Annotated in this window: 24 protein-coding genes; 14 read left to right on the plus strand and 10 right to left on the minus strand. The window is 62.4% G+C overall.

The features are described from left to right. Positions 1-22 precede the first annotated feature (22 nt). The 4 genes from AADV58_RS07530 to AADV58_RS07545 are packed head-to-tail and all read right to left on the minus strand — an operon-like array spanning position 23 to position 3607. Positions 23-1297, minus strand: coding sequence for a two-component system response regulator (locus AADV58_RS07530; RefSeq protein WP_341744538.1), 1275 nt, complete (start codon positions 1295-1297; stop codon positions 23-25). Then, positions 1180-2049, minus strand: a complete 870-nt coding sequence (gene rsgA, locus AADV58_RS07535) for a ribosome small subunit-dependent GTPase A (protein ID WP_341744458.1) — start codon at positions 2047-2049, stop codon at positions 1180-1182. Before rsgA ends, AADV58_RS07530 begins: the two co-directional genes overlap by 118 nt. Continuing rightward, positions 2046-2360 (minus strand): cytochrome c, encoded by a 315-nt coding sequence (locus tag AADV58_RS07540; RefSeq protein WP_298393665.1) that lies wholly within the window; start codon positions 2358-2360, stop codon positions 2046-2048. Before AADV58_RS07540 ends, rsgA begins: the two co-directional genes overlap by 4 nt. Next, positions 2357-3607: a M48 family metallopeptidase gene (locus AADV58_RS07545; protein ID WP_341744459.1), complete on the minus strand. Its 1251-nt coding sequence runs from the start codon at positions 3605-3607 to the stop codon at positions 2357-2359. The genes AADV58_RS07540 and AADV58_RS07545 overlap by 4 nt, the downstream gene beginning before the upstream one ends. A 57-nt stretch (positions 3608-3664) precedes the next feature. On the opposite strand from AADV58_RS07545, the gene orn reads away from it, so the two are divergent. Next, entirely contained in the window at positions 3665-4222 is a 558-nt protein-coding gene (gene orn / locus AADV58_RS07550; RefSeq protein ID WP_341744460.1) for an oligoribonuclease, read from the plus strand. A gap of 11 nt (positions 4223-4233) precedes the next feature. On the opposite strand, the gene AADV58_RS07555 is transcribed toward orn, so the two are convergent. The 6 genes from AADV58_RS07555 to AADV58_RS07580 all read right to left on the minus strand — a co-directional run bounded on the left by AADV58_RS07555 (position 4234) and on the right by AADV58_RS07580 (position 10652). Beyond that, positions 4234-5856 carry a hypothetical protein gene (locus tag AADV58_RS07555; RefSeq protein WP_341744461.1) on the minus strand — a complete coding sequence of 541 codons (1623 nt, stop codon included), beginning with the start codon at positions 5854-5856 and terminating at the stop codon, positions 4234-4236. A 60-nt stretch (positions 5857-5916) separates the two neighbouring features. Next, positions 5917-6141 carry a 50S ribosomal protein L31 gene (gene rpmE, locus AADV58_RS07560; protein ID WP_028995958.1) on the minus strand — a complete coding sequence of 75 codons (225 nt, stop codon included), beginning with the start codon at positions 6139-6141 and terminating at the stop codon, positions 5917-5919. A gap of 91 nt (positions 6142-6232) precedes the next feature. Then, positions 6233-7492 (minus strand): transcription termination factor Rho, encoded by a 1260-nt coding sequence (gene rho / locus AADV58_RS07565; protein WP_028995957.1) that lies wholly within the window; start codon positions 7490-7492, stop codon positions 6233-6235. A gap of 159 nt (positions 7493-7651) precedes the next feature. After that, positions 7652-7978 (minus strand): thioredoxin TrxA, encoded by a 327-nt coding sequence (gene trxA, locus AADV58_RS07570; RefSeq protein ID WP_028995956.1) that lies wholly within the window; start codon positions 7976-7978, stop codon positions 7652-7654. Between the two features lie 101 nt (positions 7979-8079). After that, on the minus strand, positions 8080-8682 hold the full coding sequence (locus AADV58_RS07575) for a response regulator transcription factor (RefSeq protein WP_028995955.1): 603 nt from the start codon (positions 8680-8682) through the stop codon (positions 8080-8082). Beyond that, positions 8679-10652: a PAS domain S-box protein gene (locus AADV58_RS07580; protein WP_028995954.1), complete on the minus strand. Its 1974-nt coding sequence runs from the start codon at positions 10650-10652 to the stop codon at positions 8679-8681. The genes AADV58_RS07575 and AADV58_RS07580 overlap by 4 nt, the downstream gene beginning before the upstream one ends. 126 nt (positions 10653-10778) lie before the next feature. Here AADV58_RS07580 and AADV58_RS07585 point away from each other — a divergent pair, with 126 nt between their 5' ends. The 13 genes from AADV58_RS07585 (at position 10779) to der (ending at position 23635) form a co-directional block, all read left to right on the plus strand. Beyond that, complete coding sequence (locus AADV58_RS07585; RefSeq protein WP_028995953.1) at positions 10779-11783, plus strand: TRAP transporter substrate-binding protein; 1005 nt, start codon at positions 10779-10781, stop codon at positions 11781-11783. 69 nt (positions 11784-11852) lie between these two features. Beyond that, on the plus strand, positions 11853-12566 hold the full coding sequence (locus AADV58_RS07590; RefSeq protein WP_051295510.1) for a TRAP transporter small permease: 714 nt from the start codon (positions 11853-11855) through the stop codon (positions 12564-12566). Positions 12567-12569: 3 nt separating this feature from the next. Beyond that, entirely contained in the window at positions 12570-13853 is a 1284-nt protein-coding gene (locus AADV58_RS07595) for a TRAP transporter large permease (protein ID WP_028995952.1), read from the plus strand. A gap of 110 nt (positions 13854-13963) precedes the next feature. After that, entirely contained in the window at positions 13964-14638 is a 675-nt protein-coding gene (locus AADV58_RS07600; RefSeq protein ID WP_341744462.1) for a hypothetical protein, read from the plus strand. A 72-nt stretch (positions 14639-14710) separates the two neighbouring features. Further along, positions 14711-15139 carry a nucleoside-diphosphate kinase gene (gene ndk, locus AADV58_RS07605; protein WP_028995950.1) on the plus strand — a complete coding sequence of 143 codons (429 nt, stop codon included), beginning with the start codon at positions 14711-14713 and terminating at the stop codon, positions 15137-15139. A gap of 54 nt (positions 15140-15193) precedes the next feature. Beyond that, the gene (gene rlmN, locus AADV58_RS07610) at positions 15194-16285 is read left to right on the plus strand and encodes a 23S rRNA (adenine(2503)-C(2))-methyltransferase RlmN (RefSeq protein ID WP_341744463.1); all 1092 of its coding nucleotides are present in this window, start codon (positions 15194-15196) and stop codon (positions 16283-16285) included. Beyond that, positions 16282-17100 (plus strand): type IV pilus biogenesis/stability protein PilW, encoded by an 819-nt coding sequence (pilW, locus tag AADV58_RS07615; RefSeq protein WP_051295509.1) that lies wholly within the window; start codon positions 16282-16284, stop codon positions 17098-17100. The genes rlmN and pilW overlap by 4 nt, the downstream gene beginning before the upstream one ends. After that, positions 17097-17981, plus strand: coding sequence for a helix-turn-helix domain-containing protein (locus AADV58_RS07620; protein WP_341744464.1), 885 nt, complete (start codon positions 17097-17099; stop codon positions 17979-17981). The genes pilW and AADV58_RS07620 overlap by 4 nt, the downstream gene beginning before the upstream one ends. A gap of 3 nt (positions 17982-17984) precedes the next feature. Beyond that, entirely contained in the window at positions 17985-19214 is a 1230-nt protein-coding gene (ispG, locus tag AADV58_RS07625) for a flavodoxin-dependent (E)-4-hydroxy-3-methylbut-2-enyl-diphosphate synthase (RefSeq protein WP_281984107.1), read from the plus strand. Beyond that, on the plus strand, positions 19211-20500 hold the full coding sequence (hisS, locus tag AADV58_RS07630) for a histidine--tRNA ligase (RefSeq protein WP_341744465.1): 1290 nt from the start codon (positions 19211-19213) through the stop codon (positions 20498-20500). Before ispG ends, hisS begins: the two co-directional genes overlap by 4 nt. Before the next feature lie 5 nt (positions 20501-20505). Next, positions 20506-21147, plus strand: coding sequence for a YfgM family protein (locus AADV58_RS07635; protein ID WP_281984111.1), 642 nt, complete (start codon positions 20506-20508; stop codon positions 21145-21147). Continuing rightward, positions 21144-22307: an outer membrane protein assembly factor BamB gene (gene bamB / locus AADV58_RS07640; protein ID WP_081700289.1), complete on the plus strand. Its 1164-nt coding sequence runs from the start codon at positions 21144-21146 to the stop codon at positions 22305-22307. The genes AADV58_RS07635 and bamB overlap by 4 nt, the downstream gene beginning before the upstream one ends. Then, positions 22304-23635: a ribosome biogenesis GTPase Der gene (der, locus tag AADV58_RS07645; RefSeq protein WP_028995943.1), complete on the plus strand. Its 1332-nt coding sequence runs from the start codon at positions 22304-22306 to the stop codon at positions 23633-23635. The genes bamB and der overlap by 4 nt, the downstream gene beginning before the upstream one ends. The last annotated feature ends 15 nt before the right edge of the window (positions 23636-23650 follow it).

Here is a 23650-nt window from a genome sequence, read left to right on the forward strand (position 1 = left end):
GCCGGTGTTGCCTGGACTGGGTTCATTCAGCGTAGGCGGCGGCGATGCGTTTGAAGGTTTCGAATTCGCCAACAAAGGCGCTGACCACGTCGGGGTCGAAATGGCTGCCGCTGCCGGCGACGATGATCCGGTAGGCTTCTTCCATCGGCATTGCCGGCTTGTAGACGCGGGCGCAGATCAGTGCATCGAAAACATCGGCCAGCGCCATCAGGCGCGCGGAGATGGGGATCTCATCGCCGGCCAGGGCGCCGGGGTAGCCGCTGCCATCCCATTTTTCGTGGTGGCAGCGGGCGATTTCCTGGGCGATGCGCAGGAATTCGACCGGTCGCGCCGAATCGGCTTCGGCCTGGGCAATCGCCTGGGCGCCAATTTCGGCATGGGTCTTCATGATTTCCCACTCTTCCGGCGTCAGCTTGCCGGGTTTGAGCAGGATGTGATCGGGAATGCCGACCTTGCCGATGTCGTGCAGCGGTGCCGATTGTGCCAGCGCATCGATGGTGCGGCGGTCGAGATAGGCGCTGAAGCGGGGATGATGTTGCAGGGCATTGGCCAGCGTGCGCACGTATTCCTGGGTGCGGCGCAGGTGGTTGCCGGTTTCCGGGTCACGCGTTTCCGCCAGGTGGGCGAGGGCGTGGATACTGACTTCCTGAATCAGCTGGTTTTCCGCCATGCGCCGGGCGACTTCCTTTTCCAGGAAGGCGTTGTGGTCGCTGAGCATGTCGCGGGCCCGCTTGAGTTCGAGTTGGGTACGCACCCGGGCGAGCACGATGGCCGGCCGGATCGGCTTGGTGATGTAGTCCACCGCGCCGCAGTCGAGCCCACGTTCCTCGTCGTCGGTACCATCCATCGCCGTGACGAAGATCACCGGAATGTCGCGGGTGGCGGCGACACTGCGCAATTCGGCCAGGACGTCGTAACCGTCCATGCCCGGCATCATCACGTCAAGCAGGATCAGGTCGGGCGGCGGGGTCGCGTTGGCGATCTGCAGGGCGCGCTGCCCCGAATTCGCTGCCCGGACATGGTAGATCGGCTGCAGTAGTTCGCCGAGGACGCTGAGGTTCTCGGGAACATCGTCGACAATCAGAATGGTCGGCTGCGCTTGGATCTTGGTTCTCCAGCCTGGATAGGGGGTGGAGGGATTATCACCCGTGCGGCCGGTTCTGGCTACTGCCCTTTTATTCAGGGCGCCGGCTCGAGGCCGACCAGCCGGCGATAGCTGGCGAAACGGCTCTTGTCCACGGTGCCGGATTCGACGGCCGGGCGCAGCGCGCAGTCCGGCTCGCGGTCGTGCCGGCAGTCGCGGAAGCGGCATTGGCCCAGGTAAGGACGGAATTCGCGGAAGGCGTACTCGATCTCGCCCCGGCCTAGGTGGCCGAGGCCGAATTCCTGCAGGCCGGGCGAGTCGATCAGGTGGCTGTCGGCGTCGAGGTGGTAGAGCGTGGCGTGGGTCGTCGTGTGCTTGCCGGAATCGAGCGCCTGCGAGATTTCGCGGGTGGCGGCGCGGGCTTCCGGGATCAGGGCGTTGACCAGTGTCGATTTGCCCATGCCCGACTGGCCGACCAGCACGCTGGTCCGGCCCTGCAGGTGGGGGCGCAGGTCGTCGGCGTGGTGCAAGGCCGACAGTTCGAGTACGCGGTAGCCGAGGGCGGTGAAAATGGCGGTCTGGCGCCGGGCTTCGGCCAGGCGGTCGGTGAGGTCGCACTTGTTGAGGGCGATCAGGACTTCGATGTCCTCGCTTTCGGCGGCGATCAGGGCGCGGGTCACCAGGTCGTCGGAGAAGGCCGGTTCGCTGGCGACAACGACGACCAACTGGTCGACGTTGGCGGCGATCAGCTTCTGGCGGATTTCGTTGGAACGGTAGAGCAGGCTGCGCCGCGGCAGGATCTTTTCGATCACGCCCTGGTCGGCCGAACTGCGGGCGAACTCGACCTCGTCACCGCAGGCGACTTCGCTTTTCTTGCCGCGCGGAAAGCAGGGCAGGCGCGTGCCGTCCCCGGTCTCGACGATGTATTGCCGACCGTGGGCGGCGACGACCCGGCCGTGCATCATTCTTTGAAGTGGTAGTAGGTCTGGTTCAGGTAGGCAGCGACTTCGGCTTCCTCTTCCGGAAACCAGCCGGTGTTCATCTGGGCGTTGCAGGCAGCGGTCCGTTGCAGGATGTCGAGCTTGGTCGACAGCATGCGTCCCTGGCGGGTGTAGATGGTGCTGCCGTCGCCGCCGTACATCTTGGCATGGCAGGCCACGCACTGGGCATCGTGCTTGGCCTGGCCGGCCTTGGCGTCGGCATTGCCCCACGGATCGGCGGCGAAGGCCGGGAAGGACAGCAGGGCGGCGGCGAGCATCGGGCTGGTCGTTTTCATGCGCTTGTCTCCTGGTGTTGCAGTCGTCCGATGCGTTGGGCGGCTGGTGGGTGGGAATCGTGGAACAGCGAGTGTAGCGGGTCCGGCGTCAGTGTCGAGGCATTGTCATCGTAAAGCTTGACCAGGGCATGCACCAGATCATCGGCCGAGGCGTGTTCGGCGGCGTAGGCATCGGCCTCGAACTCGTGTTTACGCGAGAACTGGCTGGATAGCGGGGTCAGCGGGAACAGGAAGACCGGTACCACCAGGAAGAACAGGATCAGTGCCAGCGCGGTGCTTTGCACCGGTACGCCGAGGCCGGCGTAGAACCAGGGGGCGTCGATCAACTGACCGAGCAGCCAGAGGAAGGCGAGTGAGACCGTGAACATCAGCACGATGCGCTGGACGATGTGACGCTTGCGGAAATGGCCGAGTTCATGCGCCAGCACGGCTTCGATTTCGGCCGGGCTGAGGCGTTCGAGCAGGGTGTCGAAGAAGACGATGCGCTTGTTGTTGCCGAAACCGGTGAAATAGGCGTTGCCATGGCTGGAGCGCTTCGATCCGTCCATCACGAACAAGCCGCTGCTGCGGAAACCGCAACGCTTGAGCAGGGCTTCGATGCGGGTTTTCATCTCGCCGTCGGGCAAGGGTGTGAACTTGTTGAACAGCGGCGCGATCCAGGTCGGGTAGACGAACAGCACGAGCAGGTTGAAGGCGCTCCAGAACAGCCATACCCACAGCCACCAGAGGTTGCCCATTGCGCTCATCAGCCACAGCACGACGGCGATCACCGGGGCGCCGATGGCCAGCCCGAGCAGCGTCTGCTTGACGAGGTCGGAGACGAACAGGGCCGGCGTCATGCGGTTGAAACCGTGGCGCGCCTCGATGACGAACTGGCTGTACAGCGACAGCGGCAGGTCGATCACCGCGGAAATCAGCATCACGGCGAGAATCATGGCCAGGCCGTAGGCAATGCCTTCGAGGTGTGCCGACCAGAAGTCGTGCAGCCAGGCCAGGCCGCCGCCGAGCGTGAAGGCGAGCAGTACCGCTGTCTCGACGACAGTGGCCAGCATCGCCGCCTTGCTGCGGTCGATGGTGTAGCTGGCGGCCTTTTCGTGGGAAGCCGGCGTGATGCGTTCGGTGAATTCCGCGGGAACCCGTGTCCGGTGGGCCGCGACATGGCGGATGTGGCGCAGCTTCAGCCACAGGCGGGTGAGCACGGTCAGGCTCAGGATGCAGAGGAAGAAGAGGGTGAAATTCTCGGTCACGGGCAGATGTCGGGGAAGCTGTGAGAAAATGGCGTTTTTAAAGTTTCGGGCAATTATATGGCAGGCAATGCAAACAACCTCGTCTGGGTGGACATGGAAATGACCGGTCTGAACCCGGACGGTGACCGCATCATCGAAATGGCGTTCGTGGTGACCAATTCCGAACTCGAGATGGTCGCCGAGTCGCCTTCCTGGGTGGTGCACCAGTCCGACGAAACCCTGGCCGCCATGGACGATTGGAACCAGAAAACGCACGGACGTTCCGGTCTGATCGACAAGGTCCGCGCTTCCACGCTGGATGAGGCTGCCATCGAGGCCGAGGCTCTGGTATTCCTGCAGAAGTACTCAGGCAAGGGATTTTCCCCGATGTGCGGCAATTCCATCGGTCAGGACCGCCGCTTCATGGCCCGCTACATGCCGACGCTGGAAGCCTTCTTCCACTACCGCAATCTTGATGTCAGTACCCTCAAGGAATTATGCAAGCGCTGGCAACCTGAGATTTACAAGGGCTTCAAGAAGCGTGGCCGGCACACGGCGATGGCCGACATCCACGAATCGATCGACGAACTCAAGTATTACCGCGAGCACTTCCTGATCAAGTCGTCCGGCGGTTGAGCAGTTCCCGGTCAGCGGCGGTAGAGACGGAAGCGTTCCCGTCGCTCGCCGGGACGGTTGCCCTGCCAGACCGACGTCCATTCGGGGCCGGGTGGGGCCAGTTGGTCCTCCGAGTAGGCGGCGACGATCAGCCAGTCGCAGGCCTTGCCTGCCTTGGTCGAGTGATTGACTGGCGCGAGATCGGCGAAATAGGAGAATGATCCGAGCTGGGTTGAATTCAGGTTCCGCTCTGCAAGGCAGCGCTTGTCGCGAGGCAGCTTCGCCGCAATGGCTTCGGCCACCGGGCGGTAGCTTTTGCCGTAGTCGAACCAGGGCAGTATCAGTGCGGTGGTCATCAACCACCAGGTCGTGAAGCCCATCGTCCAGTGCACGAGACTGCGGTAGGGGGAGCGAGGTACCCGCAGCATGAGCCAGATCCACCACAGGCTTGCGGCCAGACCGACCAGCAGCCCGATCAGGTCAAGTTCGCCGGAAAACCCCGGGCGGAGTTTGACGATTCTGTCGGCCAAGGTCTGGGGGACGCCCATCGTCATGCCTGCCCAGGCCACCCACACCAGCAAGGCAAGAAAGCTGAACAGGCTCAAGGCAAACCAGTCGAATGCGTTGGCTGCTCCCCGGCGCAGGCTGAGTGCGCCGGGGGTGGCGAGCAGGGCCAGCGAAGGAAGCAGCAGCAGGCTGCTGATCGCGTTCGGACGATAAGCCCAGACCAGGAGCAGCAGCGTGATCAGCAGGAAGCTCAGTGGTAGCAACAGGCTTTGCGTTTGCCAGTCTTTGCGTCGCGACCAGAGCGTCCAGGCGGCAAGCGGCAATACCGGAAAGGCGAACCAGGGTAGCAGTGCGAGGTACTTGCCCAGTCCAAGCGCCGTTAACGGTGTTTTCAGCGGGGCGAGTTCGGCCACTAGCCAGGCATTGAAGCGTGCAGGCTGCAGCAAGCTCAAAGCCAGTGGCCAGGGTAGCGCCAGCACGATACCGATGCCCAGGCCGATCAGCAGGGTGTGCGCGGCCTTGCGGCGATCCGGCGACAGCCACCAGGCCAGCGGTGCGATGGCGAGTAGTGGCAAGGTTGGCGCGATGCCAGCGCCGAGCAGGCAGGCGGCCAGGGCCAGGCCGTAGAAAATGCCGGTCAGGCGGGGTTTGCGCCCAATCGTGGCGAGCGCGCCGAGGCCGCCGGCGTAGGCCGCCAGCGCGATCAGCATGGGTTGCGCATCGTGGGCGTGGAACAGCAGGCCGACACAGCCAGCCAGCAGCAGCGGGCTGGCGGCAGCGCTGTCGGTGCCGTAGAGCTCCCGGCCGGCGTAGTAAAGCCCGGTCAGCGCCAGTGCGATCCAGATGCCGCTGGCCAGGCGCATGGCTTCGTGGGCCGGCAGGGCCCAGTCGAAGAGCAGGCCGGTGAGGGCCGCGCTCCAGTAAAACAGCGGCGGTTCGTGGAAGGGGCGGCCGGCCAGCGAGGGGGCCAGCCAGTCGCCGGTCGACAACATCTGCCAGGCCGTGCCGATATGGATCGCGTCTTCACCCTTCCACGGGTCGCGGCCGAACAGGCCGGCCAGGACGTAGAAGGCAAGCATGCCGGCGAGCGCCCAGCCGGCAGGAGGCAGGCGAATGCCGCGACGGATCAGGGACAGTTGCTCAGGCATGGAATGCGCAAATGAAAAAGGCAGCCCATGGGCTGCCCTTTCTGGCGAAATTCAAACCGATCAGGCAGCGGCCTTGCCGCGCATGGCGCCGAACTTCTGGTTGAACTTTTCAACGCGGCCGGCGGTGTCGACGATCTTCTGCTTGCCGGTGTAGAACGGGTGGCAGGCAGAGCAGACTTCGATGTGGAAGTCGTTCTTCGGCATCGTGGACTTGGTGGTGAAGACGTTGCCGCAAGAGCAGGTCACTTGCACGTCGTGGTAATTCGGGTGAATGTCGGCTTTCATTTCATATCCTTTAAGCGAGCGACCGGCGGTATTGGCCGATCTGGGAAGCGCGAGATTATCGTTGAATAATCACGCGCTTGCAATAGTTTTTTCAGCCACGACGCATGGCGTCGAAGAATTCGGCGTTGCCCTTGGTGGACTTGACCTTGTCGAGCAGGAATTCCATCGCTTCGAGGTCGTCCATCGGGTAGCAGAGTTTCCTGAGCACCCACATCTTCTGCAGCACGTCCGGCTTGAGGAGCAGCTCTTCGCGGCGGGTGCCGGAACGGTTGACGTTGACTGCCGGGTACATGCGCTTCTCGGCCATCCGGCGGTCGAGGTGGATTTCGGAGTTGCCGGTGCCCTTGAATTCTTCGTAGATCACTTCGTCCATGCGCGAGCCGGTGTCGATCAGCGCCGTGGCGAGGATGGTCAGCGAGCCGCCTTCCTCGATGTTGCGCGCGGCGCCGAAGAAGCGCTTCGGCTTCTGCAGGGCGTTGGCGTCGACGCCGCCGGTCAGCACCTTGCCGGAGGCCGGCTGCACGGTGTTGTAGGCGCGGGCGAGGCGGGTGATCGAGTCGAGCAGGATGACCACATCCTTCTTGTGCTCGACCAGGCGCTTGGCCTTCTCGATGACCATCTCGGCGACGGCGACGTGGCGCGAAGCCGGTTCGTCGAAGGTCGAGGCGACGACCTCGCCCTTGACCGTACGGGTCATTTCGGTGACTTCTTCCGGGCGTTCGTCGATCAGCAGGACGATCAGCACGACATCCGGATGGTTGGCGGTGATCGCGTGGGCGATGTTCTGCAGCATCACGGTCTTGCCGGTCTTCGGCGGGGCCACCAGCAGGCCGCGCTGACCGCAACCGATCGGGGCGATCATGTCGATGACCCGGCTGGTGATGTTTTCCTCGGACTTGATCTCGCGTTCGAGCTTGAGGTGACGCGTCGGGTGCAGCGGCGTCAGGTTCTCGAACATGATCTTGTTCTTGTTGGCTTCCGGCGGGAAACCGTTGATCGATTGCAGCTTGGTCAGGGCGACGTAGCGTTCGCCGTCCTTGGGGGTGCGGATTTCGCCTTCGACCGTATCGCCGGTGCGCAGGTTGAAGCGACGGACCTGCGACGGGGAAACGTAGATGTCGTCCGGGTTGGACAGGTAGGAGGTGTCCGACGAGCGGAGGAAACCGTAGCCGTCCGGCAGCACTTCCAGGGTACCGTCGCCGTAGATGGTGTCGCCGTTCTTCGCCTTGGCCTTGAGGATGGCGTAGATCAACTCCATCTTGCGCATGCGGTTGGCGTTTTCGATGGCGAGTTCGGTCGCCATGTCCAGCAGTTTGCTGACGTGTAAGGTCTTGAGTTCTGAAAGTTGCATTGGAAGTGTGTGTGGCGCCGGAATGTAAGCGCGGGCGACAGCCCGAAGATCGGGGCGCAGGAGCTAGAGGGCTTGGGAGGGAAGAGACGCCGGGGCGCGTGGCCGTTTGCGTCAGCCTGAAGGTGCGCGTTGCACCTTCAGGGCGGGAGACTACGGAGATTACAGCGTGCTGTCAATAAAGGCAGCGAGTTGCGACTTGGACAGGGCGCCAACCTTGGTGGCTTCGACGTTGCCGTTCTTGAAGATCATCAGCGTCGGGATGCCGCGGATGCCGAATTTGGCCGGCGTCTGCTGGTTTTCATCGATGTTGACCTTGGCGACTTTCAGCTTGCCGGCGTATTCGGCGGCAATTTCGTCGAGGATCGGGGCGATCATCTTGCAGGGACCACACCATTCTGCCCAGTAGTCGACGAGCACGGGTTGCTGCGCTTGCAGCACCTCGGCTTCGAAGGTGTCGTCGGTGACGTAGTGGATGTGCTCGCTCATGTGTGCCTCGTGGTTTCAGGGGTCTGTATACGTTTGGAATGGGGCGTTCAGCCCGATAAGTGTTTTGTGATGCTAGCGAAAAAAGCCCGGCATGGGAAGCGTCAGCGCCCTGTTTTGAACAGATTGGCCAGCTCGACGGCCGTCTTGACCTGCATCTTGTCGAACAGGTTGGCGCGATGCACTTCGACGGTGCGCATGCTGATGTTCAGTTCGTCGGCGATGACCTTGTTGTATTTTCCGGCGAGTACCAGCTCCATGATCTGCCGTTCGCGGGTGGTCAACCGCGATACCCGGGCATTGACCGAATCCTGGGTGGCGCTTTCGGCCCGCTGGCGGGTGTCGAGCGCCATGGCTTCTTCGACCCGGCTGGCCAGCTCATTGTCGTTCAGCGGTTTTTCGAAAAAATCGAAGGCGCCGCGCTTGAGTGTGGCCACGGCCAGTGGCACGTCACCGTGGCCGGTCAGGAAGATGACCGGCAGCGTTGAGCCGCGCTCGAGCAGCGCGTCGAAACAGTCGAGTCCGCTCATCCCGGACATGCGCATGTCGAGAACCACGCAACCGCTGGTGGCCGGCGTCCATGCGGCCAGGAAATCCTCGGCTGATGCGTAAACGGCAAACGGCAGTCCGCGGGATTTGAGCAGCCAGCTCAGTGCGTCGCGGATGGCTTCGTCGTCGTCGACCAGATGGGCACGGGGCGTGTTCATGCGCTTTCCAGGGGCAGGGTGAAGATGAATATCGTACCGTTTCCGGTCGGCGAGTCGGCGTTCTTTTCCGCCCACAGGCGGCCGCGATGAAACTCGATGATCGAACGACAGATCGACAGACCGACACCCATGCCTTCCTGCTTGGTGGTGAAGAAGGCGGTATACAGTTTATCCTCGATTTCCGGGGCAATCCCGCAGCCATGGTCGGCGACGCTGACGCGGACCTCGTTGTCGTCCGCCTGTACGTTCAGCCGGATCAAGCGATGGGCCGTTGGTGTTTCGTTCATCGCATCCATGGCGTTGCGTACCAGGTTGAGCAGGACCTGCTCGAGCATCAGTCGGTCGGCCGGCAATAGCGGCAGGTCGGGGATTCCGGCTTCAATGCGGATCTGTCGCTTGCGCGCTTCCGGTTCGACGAAGCCCAGGCAGTCATCGATGACTTCGCCGAGGGCGCAGGGTGCACGCTTGGGCTCGCTCTTGCGCACGAAATCATGAACCCGGCGGATGATCTTGCCGGCACGCTGGGCCTGGACGCCGATTTTCTCCAGCGCCGGTTTGAGTTCGGCGCAGGAGAGATTTTCGCTGTTCAGCAGGTTGAGGCAGCCGGTGTTGTAGCTGGCGATTGCGGCCAGCGGCTGGTTCAGTTCGTGGGCCAGGGTCGAGGCCATCTCACCCAGGGTCACCAGGCGGGCGGTGAATTGCAGTTGCTCCTGCTGCTGGCGGGCCAACTCTTCGGCGTTCTTGCGCTCGGTGATGTCGAGGACCGATGCCATCCAGCCGGTATGCTGGCCGTTGCCGTCGATCAGCTTGGCTTCGTAGACCAGCGCCTGGAAGCGCTCGCCGTTCTTGCGCATGAAAGTGATCTCGAAGCCGTCGCTGGGGGCTTCGCCGGCCATGACTGCGCGGTGCATGGCTTCGGTGTTTTCCAGGTGTTCGGGCGCCCAGTAGGGCATTGGTGGTTCGTGGCCGACCAGTTCATCGGGCGCGAAACCGGTCATCTTGCAGAACGCCGGGTTGACGTAGATGACCCGTCCCTTGAGGTCTCGGGCGCGCATGCCGACCGTCAGCGAGTCTTCCATGGCGGCCCGGAAAGCATGCTCGGCGCGCAAGGCTTCCTCGGCCCGGGTGCTCTTGTGCATCAGGTCGCGGACCAGCCACAGGCTCCAGAAGACCCCGCCGGCGAGCAGCAGGATGGAAATCGTCAGCAATCGCTGCAAGGCGTTCTGATCGCTGGGGTAGTTGCTGATCTTCAGCCGCAGGCCGTGGCCGGGTGGATCAAAAGGAATCTGGTAGCTGTCGGCGTTGGTGCCCTCAAGATGGGTTTTGGTGGCGTAGAGCATGTCGTTGTCGTCGACGATTTCCAGCTTGTATTTCTCGGTGAACCACCAGGGCACCTGATTGGTCAGCAGGTCGTTGAGCGGGTAGGTGGCCAGCAGCATGCCGGTCAGGTGCGATTCGTCGTAGATCGGCACCAGCAGGTCGATCAGGCTTTCTCTTGCAGCAGAGAAGTAAGGCTCACTGTAGGCGGGTTTGCCCAGTCGTTTGGCGACGTCGAAGGCACGGATACGGCGTCCGGGGTTAGGTTCGTTGGTGATCTCGTGGCCGGGCAGGGAAATCAGCGCACGGCCTTGTGGGTCCAGCCAGCTGATCCGGGATATTTCCGGACTGTTTTTCAACAGATGTGTCGAGCGGACGCGGAACAGGCGTTCACGTTCCTGGGGGTCGTTCATGTCCACGGCCAGTTGCTGTAGCAGGTCACGGTTGCCTTCGAGGTGAAAGCGCAGGTTCTGTTCCAGCCACAGGACATCCTTGATCAGGATGTTGCGCTGTTCTTCACGCTCCGAATGCTGGAGCAGCCAGAGCAGGGCAAACAGGGCGGCCATCAGCAAGACGATGCCGAGTTTTGGCAGGGCCAGCAGCCAGGGCAGATGGCGTTTTTCGGCTAGGGTCGGGGCGCTTGGTGAGTCCATGGTGCGATGTTAACCCGGCGGGTCGAATGTGGATATCCACAATACGCAGGTGTTGCCCGTTTCGTAATACTTTCATCCAGTCGCAATTCGATTCTCGCGACCAACAAATCTTTGGAGGAGATATCCATGAAAGTTTCCAAGCTTCTCGTCGGCCTGTTCGCCTGTGCCGTTTCGCTCGGCGCCTACGCACAACAGCCGATCGTGATCAAGTTCAGCCACGTCGTTGCCAATGACACGCCCAAGGGCAAGGCCGCTGACTTCTTCGCCCAGAAGGCCGCAGAGCTGACCAAGGGCAAGGTCAAGGTCGAGGTTTATGCCAACTCGACGCTGTACAAGGACAAGGAAGAAATGGAAGCGCTGCAGCTCGGCGCCGTCCATATGCTGGCCCCGTCGCTGGCCAAGTTCGGCCCGCTCGGCGTGCGTGATTTCGAAGTCTTCGACCTGCCGTTCATGTTCGACAGCTACGCCGACCTGCACAAGGTCACCACCGGTCCGGTTGGCAAGAGCCTGCTGGCCAAGCTGGAGCCCAAGGGCATCAGCGGCCTGGCTTTCTGGGACAATGGCTTCAAGTCGTTCTCGGCCAACACCCCGATCCGTACCCCGGCTGACCTGCGCGGCAAGAAGCTGCGTATCCAGTCGTCGAAGGTGCTCGAAGAGCAGGTTCGTGCCCTGAATGCCCTGCCGCAGGTGATGGCTTTCTCCGAGGTTTATCAGGCCCTGCAGACCGGTGTGGTTGATGGTACCGAGAACCCGATTTCCAACCTGTACACCCAGAAGATGCACGAAGTCCAGAAGCATCTGACGCTGACCGAACACGGTTACCTCGGCTACGCCGTGATCGTGAACAAGAAGTTCTGGGACGGTCTGCCGGCGGATATCCGCAAGCAGCTTGACGATGCCATGGAACAGGCAACCCGTTACGCCAACCAGATCGCCAAGGTCGAGAACGACACTTCGCTGGACAATGTCCGCAAGAGCGGCAAGACCCAGGTGCATACGCCGACCGCTGCTGAGCGTGCCGAGTTCAAGAAGGCCCTGGTGCCGGTGCACAAGAAGATGGAAAGCCGTATCGGCAAGGAAACGATCGACGCGGTCTACAAGGCTACCGGCTTCAATCCGAACAAGCTGTAATCGTTTCAGTCCTCTGGGCGCCCGCTGTTGCCAATGGTGGCGGCGGGCGTTTTTGCAAGGAGAGGGGTCATGGGAAAACTCATCGATTTTCTTGAAGAATTCATCATCGGCTCGCTGATGGCGGTAGCCACCGTGGTGATCTTCATTTCCGTGGTGCATCGCTACGGTACCGGGTTTGATATCCCGGTTGTTCAGGACTGGCTGCTGTCCATCGATATGGGCTGGGCGCAGGAGTTCTGCATCATTCTTTTCGTGTGGATGGCGAAATTCGGCGCCGCTTACGGTGTGCGTACTGGCATCCACGTCGGGGTCGATCTGCTGATCAACCAGTTGTCGGAGAAGCCGCGGCGCAGCATGATCCTGCTCGGTCTGGCCTGCGGCATCCTGTTTACCGGCGTGATCGGCCTGTTTGGTGCCTATTTTGTCTGGGAAAACGGCATGGCTTACGTCACGCTGAGCAATTTTGGCCTGGACACCGGGCATTTCTTCGAGGGACCGGTTACGCCTGATCTCGAATGGCCGACCTGGATCGTTTATTCGGCGATTCCGCTGGGTTCCTTCCTGATGTGCTTCCGCTTCGTCCAGGTGATGATCAAGTTCGCCAACACCGGTGAATTGCCGACGCACGACCATGGTCACGTCGAGGGTCTGGAAGAGGGCGAGGTACTGCAGGTTGGCGAGGCCATCGCCATCGCCGAGCAGCGCGAGCATGCGCATGCCGGTCTGAGCGACCGCGAGTGGGAGAAACAGCATCCCGCTGCCGACAAGAAAGAGGAGAAGTAAGCCATGAGCGCAGTCATCATTTTTGGCATCCTTCTCACCCTGATGGTGATCGGCATGCCGGTCGGCGTGGCGCTGGGTCTTACTGTGCTCGGCTTCATGTTCGCCTTTACCGATACCCCGATCGCCTCGGTGGCCCTGAAGATGTTCACCGGCATCGAGAAGTTCGAGATCATGGCGATCCCGTTCTTCATCCTGGCCGGCAACTTCCTGACCCATGGCGGCGTCGCCCGGCGCATGATCAACTTTGCCACCTCGATGGTCGGTCACCTGACCGGCGGTCTCGGCATGTCGGCGGTGCTGGCCTGTGCGCTGTTCGCGGCGGTTTCCGGTTCGTCGCCGGCAACTGTGGTGGCAATCGGTTCGATCCTGATTCCGGCCATGGTCAAGCAGGGCTTTCCGCTGCGCTTCGGTGCCGGTGTCGTCGCTTCGGCCGGCGGTCTGGGTATCCTGATCCCGCCCTCCATCGTCATGGTGATGTACGCGGTGACGACCAACTCGTCGGTCGGCGCGCTGTTCATGGCCGGCGTCGTTCCGGGCCTGCTGCTGGCCTTGGCGCTCGGTGCGACGACCTGGTGGCAGGCACGCAAGGGCGGTTATCCGCGCTTGCCGAAGGCGAGCTGGGGCACCCGCTTCAAGGCCTTCCGTGAAGCTTTCTGGGGGCTGATGCTGATCGTCGTGGTCATGGGCGGTATCTACTCCGGCATGTTCACGCCGACCGAAGCGGCGGCCATGTCGGCGGTCTACGCCTTCTTGATCGCGGTGTTCGTGTACAAGGATCTGACCTTCAAGCAGATTCCCAAGGTGCTGCTCGATTCGGCCAATATGAGCTCGATGCTGCTGTTCATCATTGCCAGCGCCATCCTGTTCTCGTTCATCCTGACCTCCGAGCAGATTCCGCAGGGCATCGCCGACTGGATCATCCATCTCGGCCTCGGTCCGGTGGGCTTCCTGGTCATCGTCAACATCCTGCTGCTGATCGCCGGTAACTTCATGGAGCCGTCGTCGATCATCCTGATCCTGGCGCCGATCCTGTTCCCGGTTGCTGTGGCCCTGGGTATCGATCCGATCCACTTCGGCATCATCATCACGGTGAACATGGAAATCGGCATGATCACGCCGCCGGTCGGTCTCAACCTGTTCGTTGCCAGTGGCATCACCCGCGCCGGCATGAGCGAAATGACCAAGGCCGTGCTGCCGTGGTTGTACACGATGCTGGTCTTCCTGATCTTCATCACCTACATCCCGGATATCTCGCTCTGGCTGCCGCGCACGCTCGGCATGATGTAGCGATCCGCTGATCGAACCAGGCCGCGCTTCTCCGGAAGCGCGGCCTTTTTCATTTCGTGCTCTCCAGCCTGTGGCACAATCGCTGCCTTGAATTGAAAGCCTGACTGCTCATGAAATTTGCCCTGTCCATGGTGGCGCTGGTCCTGGCCGCGCTGATCGTTCCTTTCCTGATCCCGGGTACCGGCAAGCAAGAGGGTTTTGATCCGAATGCCAACCTGCCCTGGCAGATCGAAGTTGATGGCCGGGGCGGTGCCCGTGTCTTCGGCGTGAGTCCGGGCTTGCAGACGCTGGGTGAAGTCCGCGCCATCCTCGGCGGAGAGCCGGAAGTGGCGATCATTGCGGCGCCCAATGAAATTGGTTCGCTGGAGGCTTACTACACCCAGTTGCCGCTGGGTTTCGTGCTGGCCAAGGTGATCCTGGTCGTCGATGTTGCGCCCGAAGCCATCATCGCCATGCGTGAACGTGCCCTGAAGGCCGAGCACATGGAAAGTACGACGCGCAAGATCCGCCTGCATCCGGACGATCTTGCTGCTGCCGATGCCATGCGGGTGAAGGCGATCAGCGTGATTCCGACGGTCAATCTCGACGAGGCAACCATCGTTCAGCGTTTTGGCGAACCCGCCGAGCGTCTGCCGGTGTCCGACAAGCGCGTTCATCTGCTTTACCCGGACAAAGGCCTTGATGTCGTGGTCGACGCCGACGGCAAGGAACTGCTGCAGTATGTGGCGCCGCGCGATTTCGCCCTGCTGCGCGAACCTTTGCTGAAGGCAGCCGAGGTTCAGTGAGGCGGTCAAGACCTCGGCTTATCTGCTAAAATTCCCCGTTTTTCAACCGACTAGCTTTTTCGGAGCAAATTCATGGCTATCGAGCGCACCCTTTCCATCATCAAACCCGACGCCGTCAAGAAGAACGTCATCGGCCAGATCTACTCCCGTTTCGAAGGCGCCGGCCTGAAGGTCATCGCCGCCCGCATGACCTGGCTGTCCGAGCAGGAAGCCGGCCAGTTCTACGCCGTGCACAAGGATCGGCCCTTCTTCAAGGATCTGGTCTCGTTCATGACCTCCGGTCCGGTCATGATCCAGGCCCTGGAAGGCGAGAACGCCATCGCCAAGAACCGTGAGCTGATGGGCGCCACCGACCCGAAGAAGGCCGACAAGGGCACCATCCGCGCCGATTTCGCCGAGTCGATCGACGCCAATGCCGTGCATGGTTCCGACGCCCCGGAAACCGCTGCCGTGGAAGTTGCTTTCTTCTTCCCGGGCATGAACACCTACGCAGGTCGTTAATTTTGCCTGTCGTCGGGCTCGCCGTTTCGGCGGGTTCGACGCCTCGGGATGCTGATGCAGAATCTTCTTGATTTCGATGCCGACGGACTGACCGCCTGGTTTGCCGAGCAGGGCGAAAAGCCCTTCCGGGCTCGCCAGGTGCTGCGCTGGATGCATCGTTCCGGGGTGGCGGATTTCGATGCCATGACCGACATCGCCAAGAGCCTTCGCGAGAAGCTCAAGGTAAAGGCGGTCGTGGCGCCGCCAACGGTGGTCTCCGACAAGCTGTCGGACGACGGGACGCGCAAATTCCTGATCGATGTCGGCAACGGCAATGCGGTCGAGACGGTGTTCATCCCCGAGGATGAGCGCGGTACCCTGTGCATTTCCACGCAGGCCGGTTGCGCGCTTGATTGCGCCTTCTGTTCGACCGGCAAGCAAGGTTTCAACCGCAACCTGACGGTGGCGGAAATCATCGGCCAGCTCTGGCAGGCCAACAAGGCGCTGGGCGCCGTTCATGGCGACGAGCGGGTGATCTCCAACGTCGTCATGATGGGCATGGGCGAGCCGCTCGCCAATTACGACAACACCATCAAGGCCCTGCGCCTGATGCTCGACGACAACGCCTACGGCTTGTCGCGGCGGCGGGTCACGGTGTCGACTTCGGGGCTGGTGCCGACCATCGACCGGCTGCGCGAGGATTGCCCGGTGGCGCTGGCGGTGTCGCTGCATGCGCCGAACGACGCGCTGCGCGATCAGCTGGTGCCGATCAACCAGAAATACCCGCTCAAGGAACTGATGGCTGCCTGCCGGCGCTACCTGGAAAAGGCGCCGCGCGACTTCATCACCTTCGAATACACGATGATGGCCGGGGTCAACGACAGCGACGCGCATGCCCGCGAACTGCTGGCGCTGGTCCGCGACGTGCCGTGCAAGTTCAACCTGATTCCCTTCAATCCTTTCCCCGGGTCACCGTTCCGCCGCTCTCCCGCGGATCGTGTCCGCCGCTTCGGTGAAATCCTGTTGCAGGCCGGTATCGTCACCACCACGCGCAAGACGCGCGGCGACGACATCGACGCGGCCTGTGGTCAATTGGCCGGACAGGTCAAGGATAAAACCCGGCGGACGGCCGGGACGACGATTCCCATTCAGGAGTTGAGAACATGATGCGCTGTTTCCGGCAGTTCCGGTGGCTCTCTTTCCTTGTCTTGTTTGGCGCGGCCGCTCAGGCCGCGGCTCAGTTCGATGTTCCCCCGTCGGCGCAGCAATTCGGTGGTGCTGGCGATACGACCATCTCGGTATCTGATCCGCGCAGTCGGGCGAGAATACATACCGAACTCGGTGCGCTATATTTCCAGGCGGGCACGCCGGCGGTTGCGCTGGAGCATCTGTCCATGGCGCTGCAAATTGATCCGCGTTTCCATCAGGCGAACAGCGTGCGCGGACTGGTCTATGCATCCTTGCGCGAATTTGCCAAGGCAGAAGCGGATTTTGCCCGTGCCCTCTCGCTGGCGCCGAACGATCCGGAAATCAATAACAACTATGGCTGGTTCCTCTGTGACACCGGCAAGCCGAGCCAATCCCTTCAGTATTTTGATCGTGCTCTGCGTGATCCCCTGTATGAAACGCCGGATCGTGCCTACACCAATGCGGGTTCCTGTCTGCTCAAGGCTGGCGACCTGGATCAGGCGCAAACCTACCTGTTGCAGGCAGTGCGTGTCTCGCGCAATGGGGCTGTTCAGGCGCGTGTCGGGTTGGCCACCATTTTTTTCAAGCGCGGCAATCTCCAGGAGTCCAGGTTGTATCTGAACGATGCGCTGCGCATGATGGAGCCGCCGACCGCCGAGGCTTTGTGGCTGGGGGTCAGGCTGGAGCGCAAGTCGGGCGATCAACGGGCGGAAAGCGGTTTTGCTTCGCAGTTGCGCAGCCGTTATCCGACGTCGGTGCAATACCAGGAATTCCTCAAGGGTGATTTTGAATGAGCGATCAAATCGACAACGCCGAAGCCACCGAAGTCCCGGACCAGGAAGTCGTACCCGAGGCCTTGCCGTCCGTCGGTACAGTGCTGCGCAACGCGCGCGAAAGCCGCTCGCTGCCGGTCGCTGATATTGCCCAGGCGTTGAAACTGGGGCAACGGCAGGTTGAGGCGCTCGAGCGCGACGATTGGTCGGTTCTGCCCGGTACCACCTTCATCCGGGGGTTCGTGCGTAATTATGCCCGGCTGGTCGATATCGACCCGGCGCCTCTGATGGATCGTCTTGAAGGTCAGCTGGAAAAGCCAGTCGATACCCTGGCGGTTCCTGCCGCTGCCCCTCCCAGGATCAGCAATGCCTCGAAGTCGCGTGACGGGCTGGTCGTCGGCATCGGCGGTTTGCTGTTGATCCTGGCGGCGCTCGCCTATTTCCTGCTGCCGAACGATCTGACCGAATTGCGCGATGCCTGGCAGGGCTTGCTCGGCGGGGCCGAGATTCCGGTTGAGACAGCGCCGCCTCCAGCGGCAGCGGCCCAGGAGGTTCTGTTTCCACCCGATGCCACGGCACAGCAATTGATCGCGCCGCAGGCTGCGCCGAGCGAAGGCGTGGCCCAGCCGCCTGCAGTCAACGCGCCGTCCGAAGCCGCTGTGGTCACCTCGCAATTGCGTTTCGTGCTCAGCCAGGCCTCCTGGCTGGAGGTGCGGGATCGTGACGACAACATCATCTTTTCGCAGCGCCTGATCGCTGGTTCCGAGCAGGCCGTCGACGGTCGGGGCCCGCTGTCGGTGACGATCGGCTATGCGCCTGGCGTCAAGCTTCTCCACCGGGGCCAGGTCGTCAACCTTGAGCCGCATACCCGTGGCGATGTTGCCCGTCTGGTGCTGGAGTAAACCTTGAGCGCAATCAGCAAGCGTCCGACCCGCGCGACCGCCATCGCCCACGTCCGCCTTGGCGGTAACGCACCGGTGGTCGTCCAGTCGATGACCAATACCGATACCGCCGATTATCTGGCTACGGCCATCCAGTGCGCCGAGCTGGCGCGGGCCGGCTCCGAATTGGTCCGCATCACCGTCAATTCGATGGAAGCGGCGGCGGCCGTACCGAAGATCCGCGATCATCTCGACAAGATGAACTGCAACGTGCCGCTGATCGGCGACTTTCATTACAACGGTCATCGTCTGCTGACCGAGCACCCAGCCTGCGCCGAGGCGCTGGCCAAGTACCGGATCAATCCCGGCAACGTCGGCTTCGGCAAGAAGAAGGACGAGCAGTTCGCGCAGATGGTCGAACTCGCCTGCCGCTACGACAAGCCGGTGCGCATCGGCGTGAACTGGGGCAGCCTCGACCAGGAATTGCTGGCACGCATCATGGACGAGAACAGCAAGCGTACCGAGCCACTCGATGCGACCGAGATGATGCGCCACGCGATGGTCACCTCGGCGCTGGAATCGGCGGCGAAGGCCGAGGAAGTCGGCCTGGCCGGCGAGAAGATCATCCTCTCGTGCAAGGTATCCAGCGTCCAGGACCTGATCGCCATCTACCGCGAACTGGCGCGGCGCGCCGATTACGCGCTGCACCTCGGCCTGACCGAGGCCGGCATGGGCTCCAAGGGCATTGTCGCCTCGACCGCCGCGCTGTCGGTGCTGCTCCAGGAAGGCATCGGCGACACCATCCGTGTTTCGCTGACGCCGGAACCGGGCGGTTCGCGCAGCCAGGAAGTGATCGTCGCCCAGGAAATTCTGCAGACCATGGGCCTGCGCGCGTTCACACCGATGGTCGCGGCCTGTCCAGGCTGTGGCCGGACGACCTCGACCTTCTTCCAGGAACTGGCCGGCGAGGTGCAGGATTTCGTTCGCGCCCGCATGCCGGAATGGAAGCTGCATTACGATGGCGCCGAGAACATGACGCTGGCCGTCATGGGCTGCATCGTCAATGGCCCGGGCGAGTCGAAGCACGCCAACATCGGCATCTCGCTGCCGGGCACCGGCGAAGCGCCGTCGGCGCCGGTCTACGAGGACGGCGAGAAGACCGTGACCCTCAAGGGCGACAACATCGCCGCCGAATTCAAGGACATCATCGAGCGCTACGTCCAGCGCACCTACAAGAAGAAACTGCAAGCATGAGTCAAACGTTGCAAGCCGTGCGCGGGATGAACGACATCCTGCCGGAAGAAGCGGCATTCTGGGAACTGTTCGAGGACACCGTCCGCACCTGGCTGAAAGGCTATGGTTACAAGCCGATCCGCATGCCCATCGTCGAGCCGACGCCGCTGTTCAAGCGTGCTATCGGCGAAGTCACCGACATCGTCGAGAAGGAAATGTATTCCTTCGTCGACGGCCTCAACGGCGAAGCGCTGACCCTGCGTCCGGAAGGCACCGCCGGCTGCGTGCGCGCCGTCATCGAGCACAACCTGGCGGCGCGGCAGACGCAGCGCCTCTACTACATCGGCCAGATGTTCCGCCACGAGCGGCCGCAGAAGGGGCGTTACCGGCAGTTCCATCAGGTCGGTGTCGAGACTTTCGGCATCGCCGGCCCGGACATCGATGCCGAGCTGATTCTGATGGGCGCCCGCCTGTGGACCGACCTCGGTCTTGACGGCATTGAACTGCAGATCAACAGCCTCGGTCAGCCGAGCGAGCGCGCCGAGCATCGCGCCGCGCTGATCGCCTACCTGGAACAGCACGTCGAGGTGCTCGACGAGGACGCCAAGCGTCGTCTGTACACCAACCCGCTGCGCATCCTCGACACCAAGAACCCGGCGCTACAGGACATCTGTGCGGCGGCACCGAAGCTGATCGACTTCCTCGGCGCCGAATCGCTGGCGCACTTCGACGGCGTGCAGCAGGTGCTGCGCGACGCCGGCCAGCCGTTCACGATCAACCCGCGCCTGGTGCGCGGTCTCGATTACTACAACCTGACCGTCTTCGAATGGGTCACCGACAAGCTCGGCGCCCAGGGCACGGTCTGCGCCGGTGGCCGCTACGACGGCCTGGTCGAGCAACTCGGCGGCAAGCCGACGGCGGCTTGCGGCTTCGCCATGGGCGTCGAACGGCTGATCGCGCTGATCAAGGATTCCGGCGGCGCCCCGGCTGAGCCGGCGCCCGACGTCTATGTCGTGCACCAGGGCGAAGCGGCCGGCCGGATGGCCTTCCGCGTCGCCGAAGGTCTGCGCGACCAGGGGCTGGACGTGCTGCTGCATTGCGGCGGCGGTTCGTTCAAGTCGCAGATGAAGAAGGCCGACGGCAGTGGCGCTGCTTTCGCGGTGATCATCGGCGACGACGAAGCGGCGACCGGCGAGGCACAATTGAAGGCCTTGCGTGAAGAAGGCGTGGCCCAACGTAAACTGAAGGTCGACGAACTGGCGGAAGCCATCATCGACCACATGATTGATTCGGACGAAGAGGAATAAACAGCATGGCGCATTACGACCTCGAAGAACAGGAACAGATCGACACGCTGAAAACCTGGTGGAAGATGTACGGCAACCTGGTCACCTCGCTGGTGACCGCCGCCGCCCTGGCCGTCGTTGGCTGGCAGGGCTGGAACTGGTATCAGAACAACGAGACGGCCAAGGCGGCGACGGTGTTTGCCGCACTCGAACAGGCGGTTGAACAGGGCGATGCTCAGCGTATCAAGGCGACGGCCGGCGAACTGACGGCAAAATTCGGGCGTAGCGGTTACGCGTCGCTCGGTGCCTTGCTGGCCGCCCGACAGTCCTTTGATGCGGGCGACCTGAAGACAGCCAAGGCCCAGCTGACCTGGGTGACCGATAACGCCAAGGATGAATTGCGCGATATCGCCCGTTTGCGCCTGGCCGCCGTGCTGCTCGACGAGCAGGCTTACGACGAGGCCCTGAAGGCACTCGAGGCGACTTCGGCGGCGGCCTTCCAGGCCCGTTTCCAGGAACTCCGCGGTGACATTCTGGTGGCCCAGGGTAAACCGGCAGATGCGCGCACGGCCTACCAGGCGGCGCTCGACCAGGCGGCAGCCAAGGCCGGAAGCCCGGCGCGCGAATTGCTGCAGCAGAAGCTCGACAGCCTTGGCGGTGCAGCATGAGTCGCCGCCTGATGCCGCTGGCCATCGCTGGCGCCTTCTTGCTGGGAGGGTGTTCGACGCTGAACAACGCCGTTGACTCGATCAATCCCTTCTCTTCCAGTGCGCCGAAGATGTCGCCGCTGCCGGCTTTGTCAGCCGATACGCAAACGGTGCGCAGCGTCTGGTCGCAGGGCGTGGGCAAGGCGGGCGGTGCGATGTTCTCGCCGGCTGTCGTTGGTGATGCAGTATTCGTCGCCGATCAGAAGGGCGGGGTCTACCGCATCGAAGCCGGCCGTATCGTCTGGAAGGTTGATGCCGGGCAAGCCCTGTCGGCTGGTGTCGGTGCTGATATCCACATGGTCGTCGTCGGTACCGCCAAGGGCGGCGTCTTGGCGTTCGACGCAGAAACCGGCAAGGCCCTGTGGCAGTCGCAGGTCAGCAGCGAAGTGCTGGCGGCCCCGGCGGTAAGCGGCGAGGGCGTGGCCGTGCGTAGCGGCGACAACCGCATTTTCCTGCTTGATGCGCGCGATGGCGCGCGCAAATGGATGTACGAGCGGCCGATGCCAGCGCTCTCGGTGCGCAGCGTGGGCGCGCCGGTCTTTGCCGATCGTTACGTGTTTGCCGGTTTTCCCGGTGGCAAGCTGATGGCCCTGTCGCTGGCCAATGGCGCGCCGGTCTGGGAGGGCGCGGTGGCGCAACCCAAGGGCACGACCGAACTCGACCGCGTTGCCGATATCGTGTCGCCGCCGGCCATCGATGGCACCCAGATCTGTGCCGTGGCCTTCCAGGGCAAGGTCGCCTGCTTCGACATGGCGCAGGGTGGCAGCATGATCTGGTCGCGCGATCTGTCCTCGGCGCGCGGCCTGGTGCTGGACGGTCGTTATCTGTTCGTCACTGACGACGACGGTGTGGTCTATGGCCTGGATCGTCTGAGCGGCAGCAGCCTGTGGAAGCAGGACAAGCTGCGCCGCCGCAATGTGACGGCGCCGGCTGTGCGCGGCAACGTCGTTGCCGTTGGCGACGTCGAAGGCTATGTCCATTTCCTGTCCCGCGAGGAAGGGGCCTTTGTCGGTCGCTTCAAGACCGACGGCAGCGCCGTACGGGTCCCGCCCCAGTTGCTGGGCAACAGTTTCCTGACCCAGTCATCCGGTGGCGATGTCAGGGCAATCGAGATTCAATGAAACCTACTATCGTTCTGGTCGGTCGGCCCAATGTCGGCAAATCCACGCTGTTCAACCGCCTGACCAAGTCCCGCGATGCCATCGTTGCCGATATTCCGGGCCTGACCCGCGATCGTCACTACGGTCATGGCAAGCTGGGCAAGAAACCTTTCCTGGTTGTCGATACCGGTGGCTTCGAGCCGCTGGTCAAGGAAGGCATCCTGCATGAAATGGCGCGTCAGACCGAGCAGGCGATCGCCGAAGCCGACGCGGTCATTTTCGTGGTCGACGGTCGCACCGGCCTGACGCCGCACGACAAGGAAATCGCTAACAAACTGCGCCGGCTGGAGCGCCCCGTCTTTGTTGCGGTCAACAAGGCGGAAGGCCTGAACAGCGGCATGGTCGAGGCTGATTTCCACGAACTCGGCCTGGGCGAACCGAACGCCATTTCCGCCGCGCATGGCGAAGGCGTACGCGGGCTGATCGAGATGGCGCTGGAGAGCTTCCCCGAGCCGGAAGACGACGAGTGGCACTCCGATGCCATCCGGGTGGCCATCGTCGGTCGTCCGAACGTCGGTAAATCCACGCTGATCAATACCCTGCTGGGCGAGGAGCGGGTCATCGCCTTCGACGCGCCCGGTACGACTCGCGACTCGATCGAGATCGACTTCGAGCGCAACGGGCGCAAATACGTACTCGTCGACACGGCCGGCATGCGCAAGCGCGGCAAGGTTTTCGAGACCATCGAGAAATTCTCGGTGATCAAGACCCTGCAGTCGATCGAGGATGCCAACGTGGTCATCCTGATGGTCGACGCCCGTGCCGACATTTCCGACCAGGACGCGCACATCGCCGATTTCATCGTCCAGTCCGGGCGGGCACTGGTTGTTGCCGTCAATAAATGGGACGGTCTCGATTCCTACGTCCGCGAACAGACCCGGCAGATCCTGCAGCGCAAGCTGAAATTCCTCGATTTTGCCAAGTTTCATTTCATTTCGGCGCTGGAAAACGTCGGTCTGGTCAATCTGTTCAAGTCGGTCGATGCCGCCTACGGCGCGGCCATGACCAAGCTGTCCACGCCGCGCCTGACGCGGGTGCTGGCCGATGCCATCGCCCGTCAGGCACCGCCCAAGCACGGCCTGTTCCGGCCGAAGCCGCGCTATGCCCACCAGGGCGGGTCGAACCCGCCGATCATCGTGGTGCACGGCAACGCCGTGGATCAGATTGCCGACAGTTATCGCCGTTATCTGGAACACACCTTCCGTGAGGCATTCCACCTTCAGGGGACACCGCTGCGCATCCAGTTCGTCGCGGGCAAGAATCCCTTTGCCGACAAGGAGCGTCGCTGAGTCACAAATTAACCA

This window comes from Azonexus hydrophilus (assembly GCF_038368255.1).
GTDB lineage: Bacteria > Pseudomonadota > Gammaproteobacteria > Burkholderiales > Rhodocyclaceae > Azonexus > Azonexus hydrophilus.

Coding starts and splice junctions, on each gene's coding strand:
- AADV58_RS07540 (WP_298393665.1), bottom strand. CDS start 2,360: ATGAAAACGACCAGCCCGATGCTCGCCGCCGCCCTGCTGTCCTTCCCG.
- AADV58_RS07580 (WP_028995954.1), bottom strand. CDS start 10,652: ATGGACTCACCAAGCGCCCCGACCCTAGCCGAAAAACGCCATCTGCCC.
- bamB (WP_081700289.1), top strand. CDS start 21,144: ATGAGTCGCCGCCTGATGCCGCTGGCCATCGCTGGCGCCTTCTTGCTG.
- trxA (WP_028995956.1), bottom strand. CDS start 7,978: ATGAGCGAGCACATCCACTACGTCACCGACGACACCTTCGAAGCCGAG.
- AADV58_RS07585 (WP_028995953.1), top strand. CDS start 10,779: ATGAAAGTTTCCAAGCTTCTCGTCGGCCTGTTCGCCTGTGCCGTTTCG.
- der (WP_028995943.1), top strand. CDS start 22,304: ATGAAACCTACTATCGTTCTGGTCGGTCGGCCCAATGTCGGCAAATCC.
- pilW (WP_051295509.1), top strand. CDS start 16,282: ATGATGCGCTGTTTCCGGCAGTTCCGGTGGCTCTCTTTCCTTGTCTTG.
- AADV58_RS07600 (WP_341744462.1), top strand. CDS start 13,964: ATGAAATTTGCCCTGTCCATGGTGGCGCTGGTCCTGGCCGCGCTGATC.
- AADV58_RS07590 (WP_051295510.1), top strand. CDS start 11,853: ATGGGAAAACTCATCGATTTTCTTGAAGAATTCATCATCGGCTCGCTG.
- AADV58_RS07595 (WP_028995952.1), top strand. CDS start 12,570: ATGAGCGCAGTCATCATTTTTGGCATCCTTCTCACCCTGATGGTGATC.
- orn (WP_341744460.1), top strand. CDS start 3,665: ATGGCAGGCAATGCAAACAACCTCGTCTGGGTGGACATGGAAATGACC.
- hisS (WP_341744465.1), top strand. CDS start 19,211: ATGAGTCAAACGTTGCAAGCCGTGCGCGGGATGAACGACATCCTGCCG.
- rpmE (WP_028995958.1), bottom strand. CDS start 6,141: ATGAAAGCCGACATTCACCCGAATTACCACGACGTGCAAGTGACCTGC.
- AADV58_RS07635 (WP_281984111.1), top strand. CDS start 20,506: ATGGCGCATTACGACCTCGAAGAACAGGAACAGATCGACACGCTGAAA.
- rsgA (WP_341744458.1), bottom strand. CDS start 2,049: ATGATGCACGGCCGGGTCGTCGCCGCCCACGGTCGGCAATACATCGTC.
- ndk (WP_028995950.1), top strand. CDS start 14,711: ATGGCTATCGAGCGCACCCTTTCCATCATCAAACCCGACGCCGTCAAG.
- AADV58_RS07555 (WP_341744461.1), bottom strand. CDS start 5,856: ATGCCTGAGCAACTGTCCCTGATCCGTCGCGGCATTCGCCTGCCTCCT.
- AADV58_RS07575 (WP_028995955.1), bottom strand. CDS start 8,682: ATGAACACGCCCCGTGCCCATCTGGTCGACGACGACGAAGCCATCCGC.
- rho (WP_028995957.1), bottom strand. CDS start 7,492: ATGCAACTTTCAGAACTCAAGACCTTACACGTCAGCAAACTGCTGGAC.
- rlmN (WP_341744463.1), top strand. CDS start 15,194: ATGCAGAATCTTCTTGATTTCGATGCCGACGGACTGACCGCCTGGTTT.
- AADV58_RS07620 (WP_341744464.1), top strand. CDS start 17,097: ATGAGCGATCAAATCGACAACGCCGAAGCCACCGAAGTCCCGGACCAG.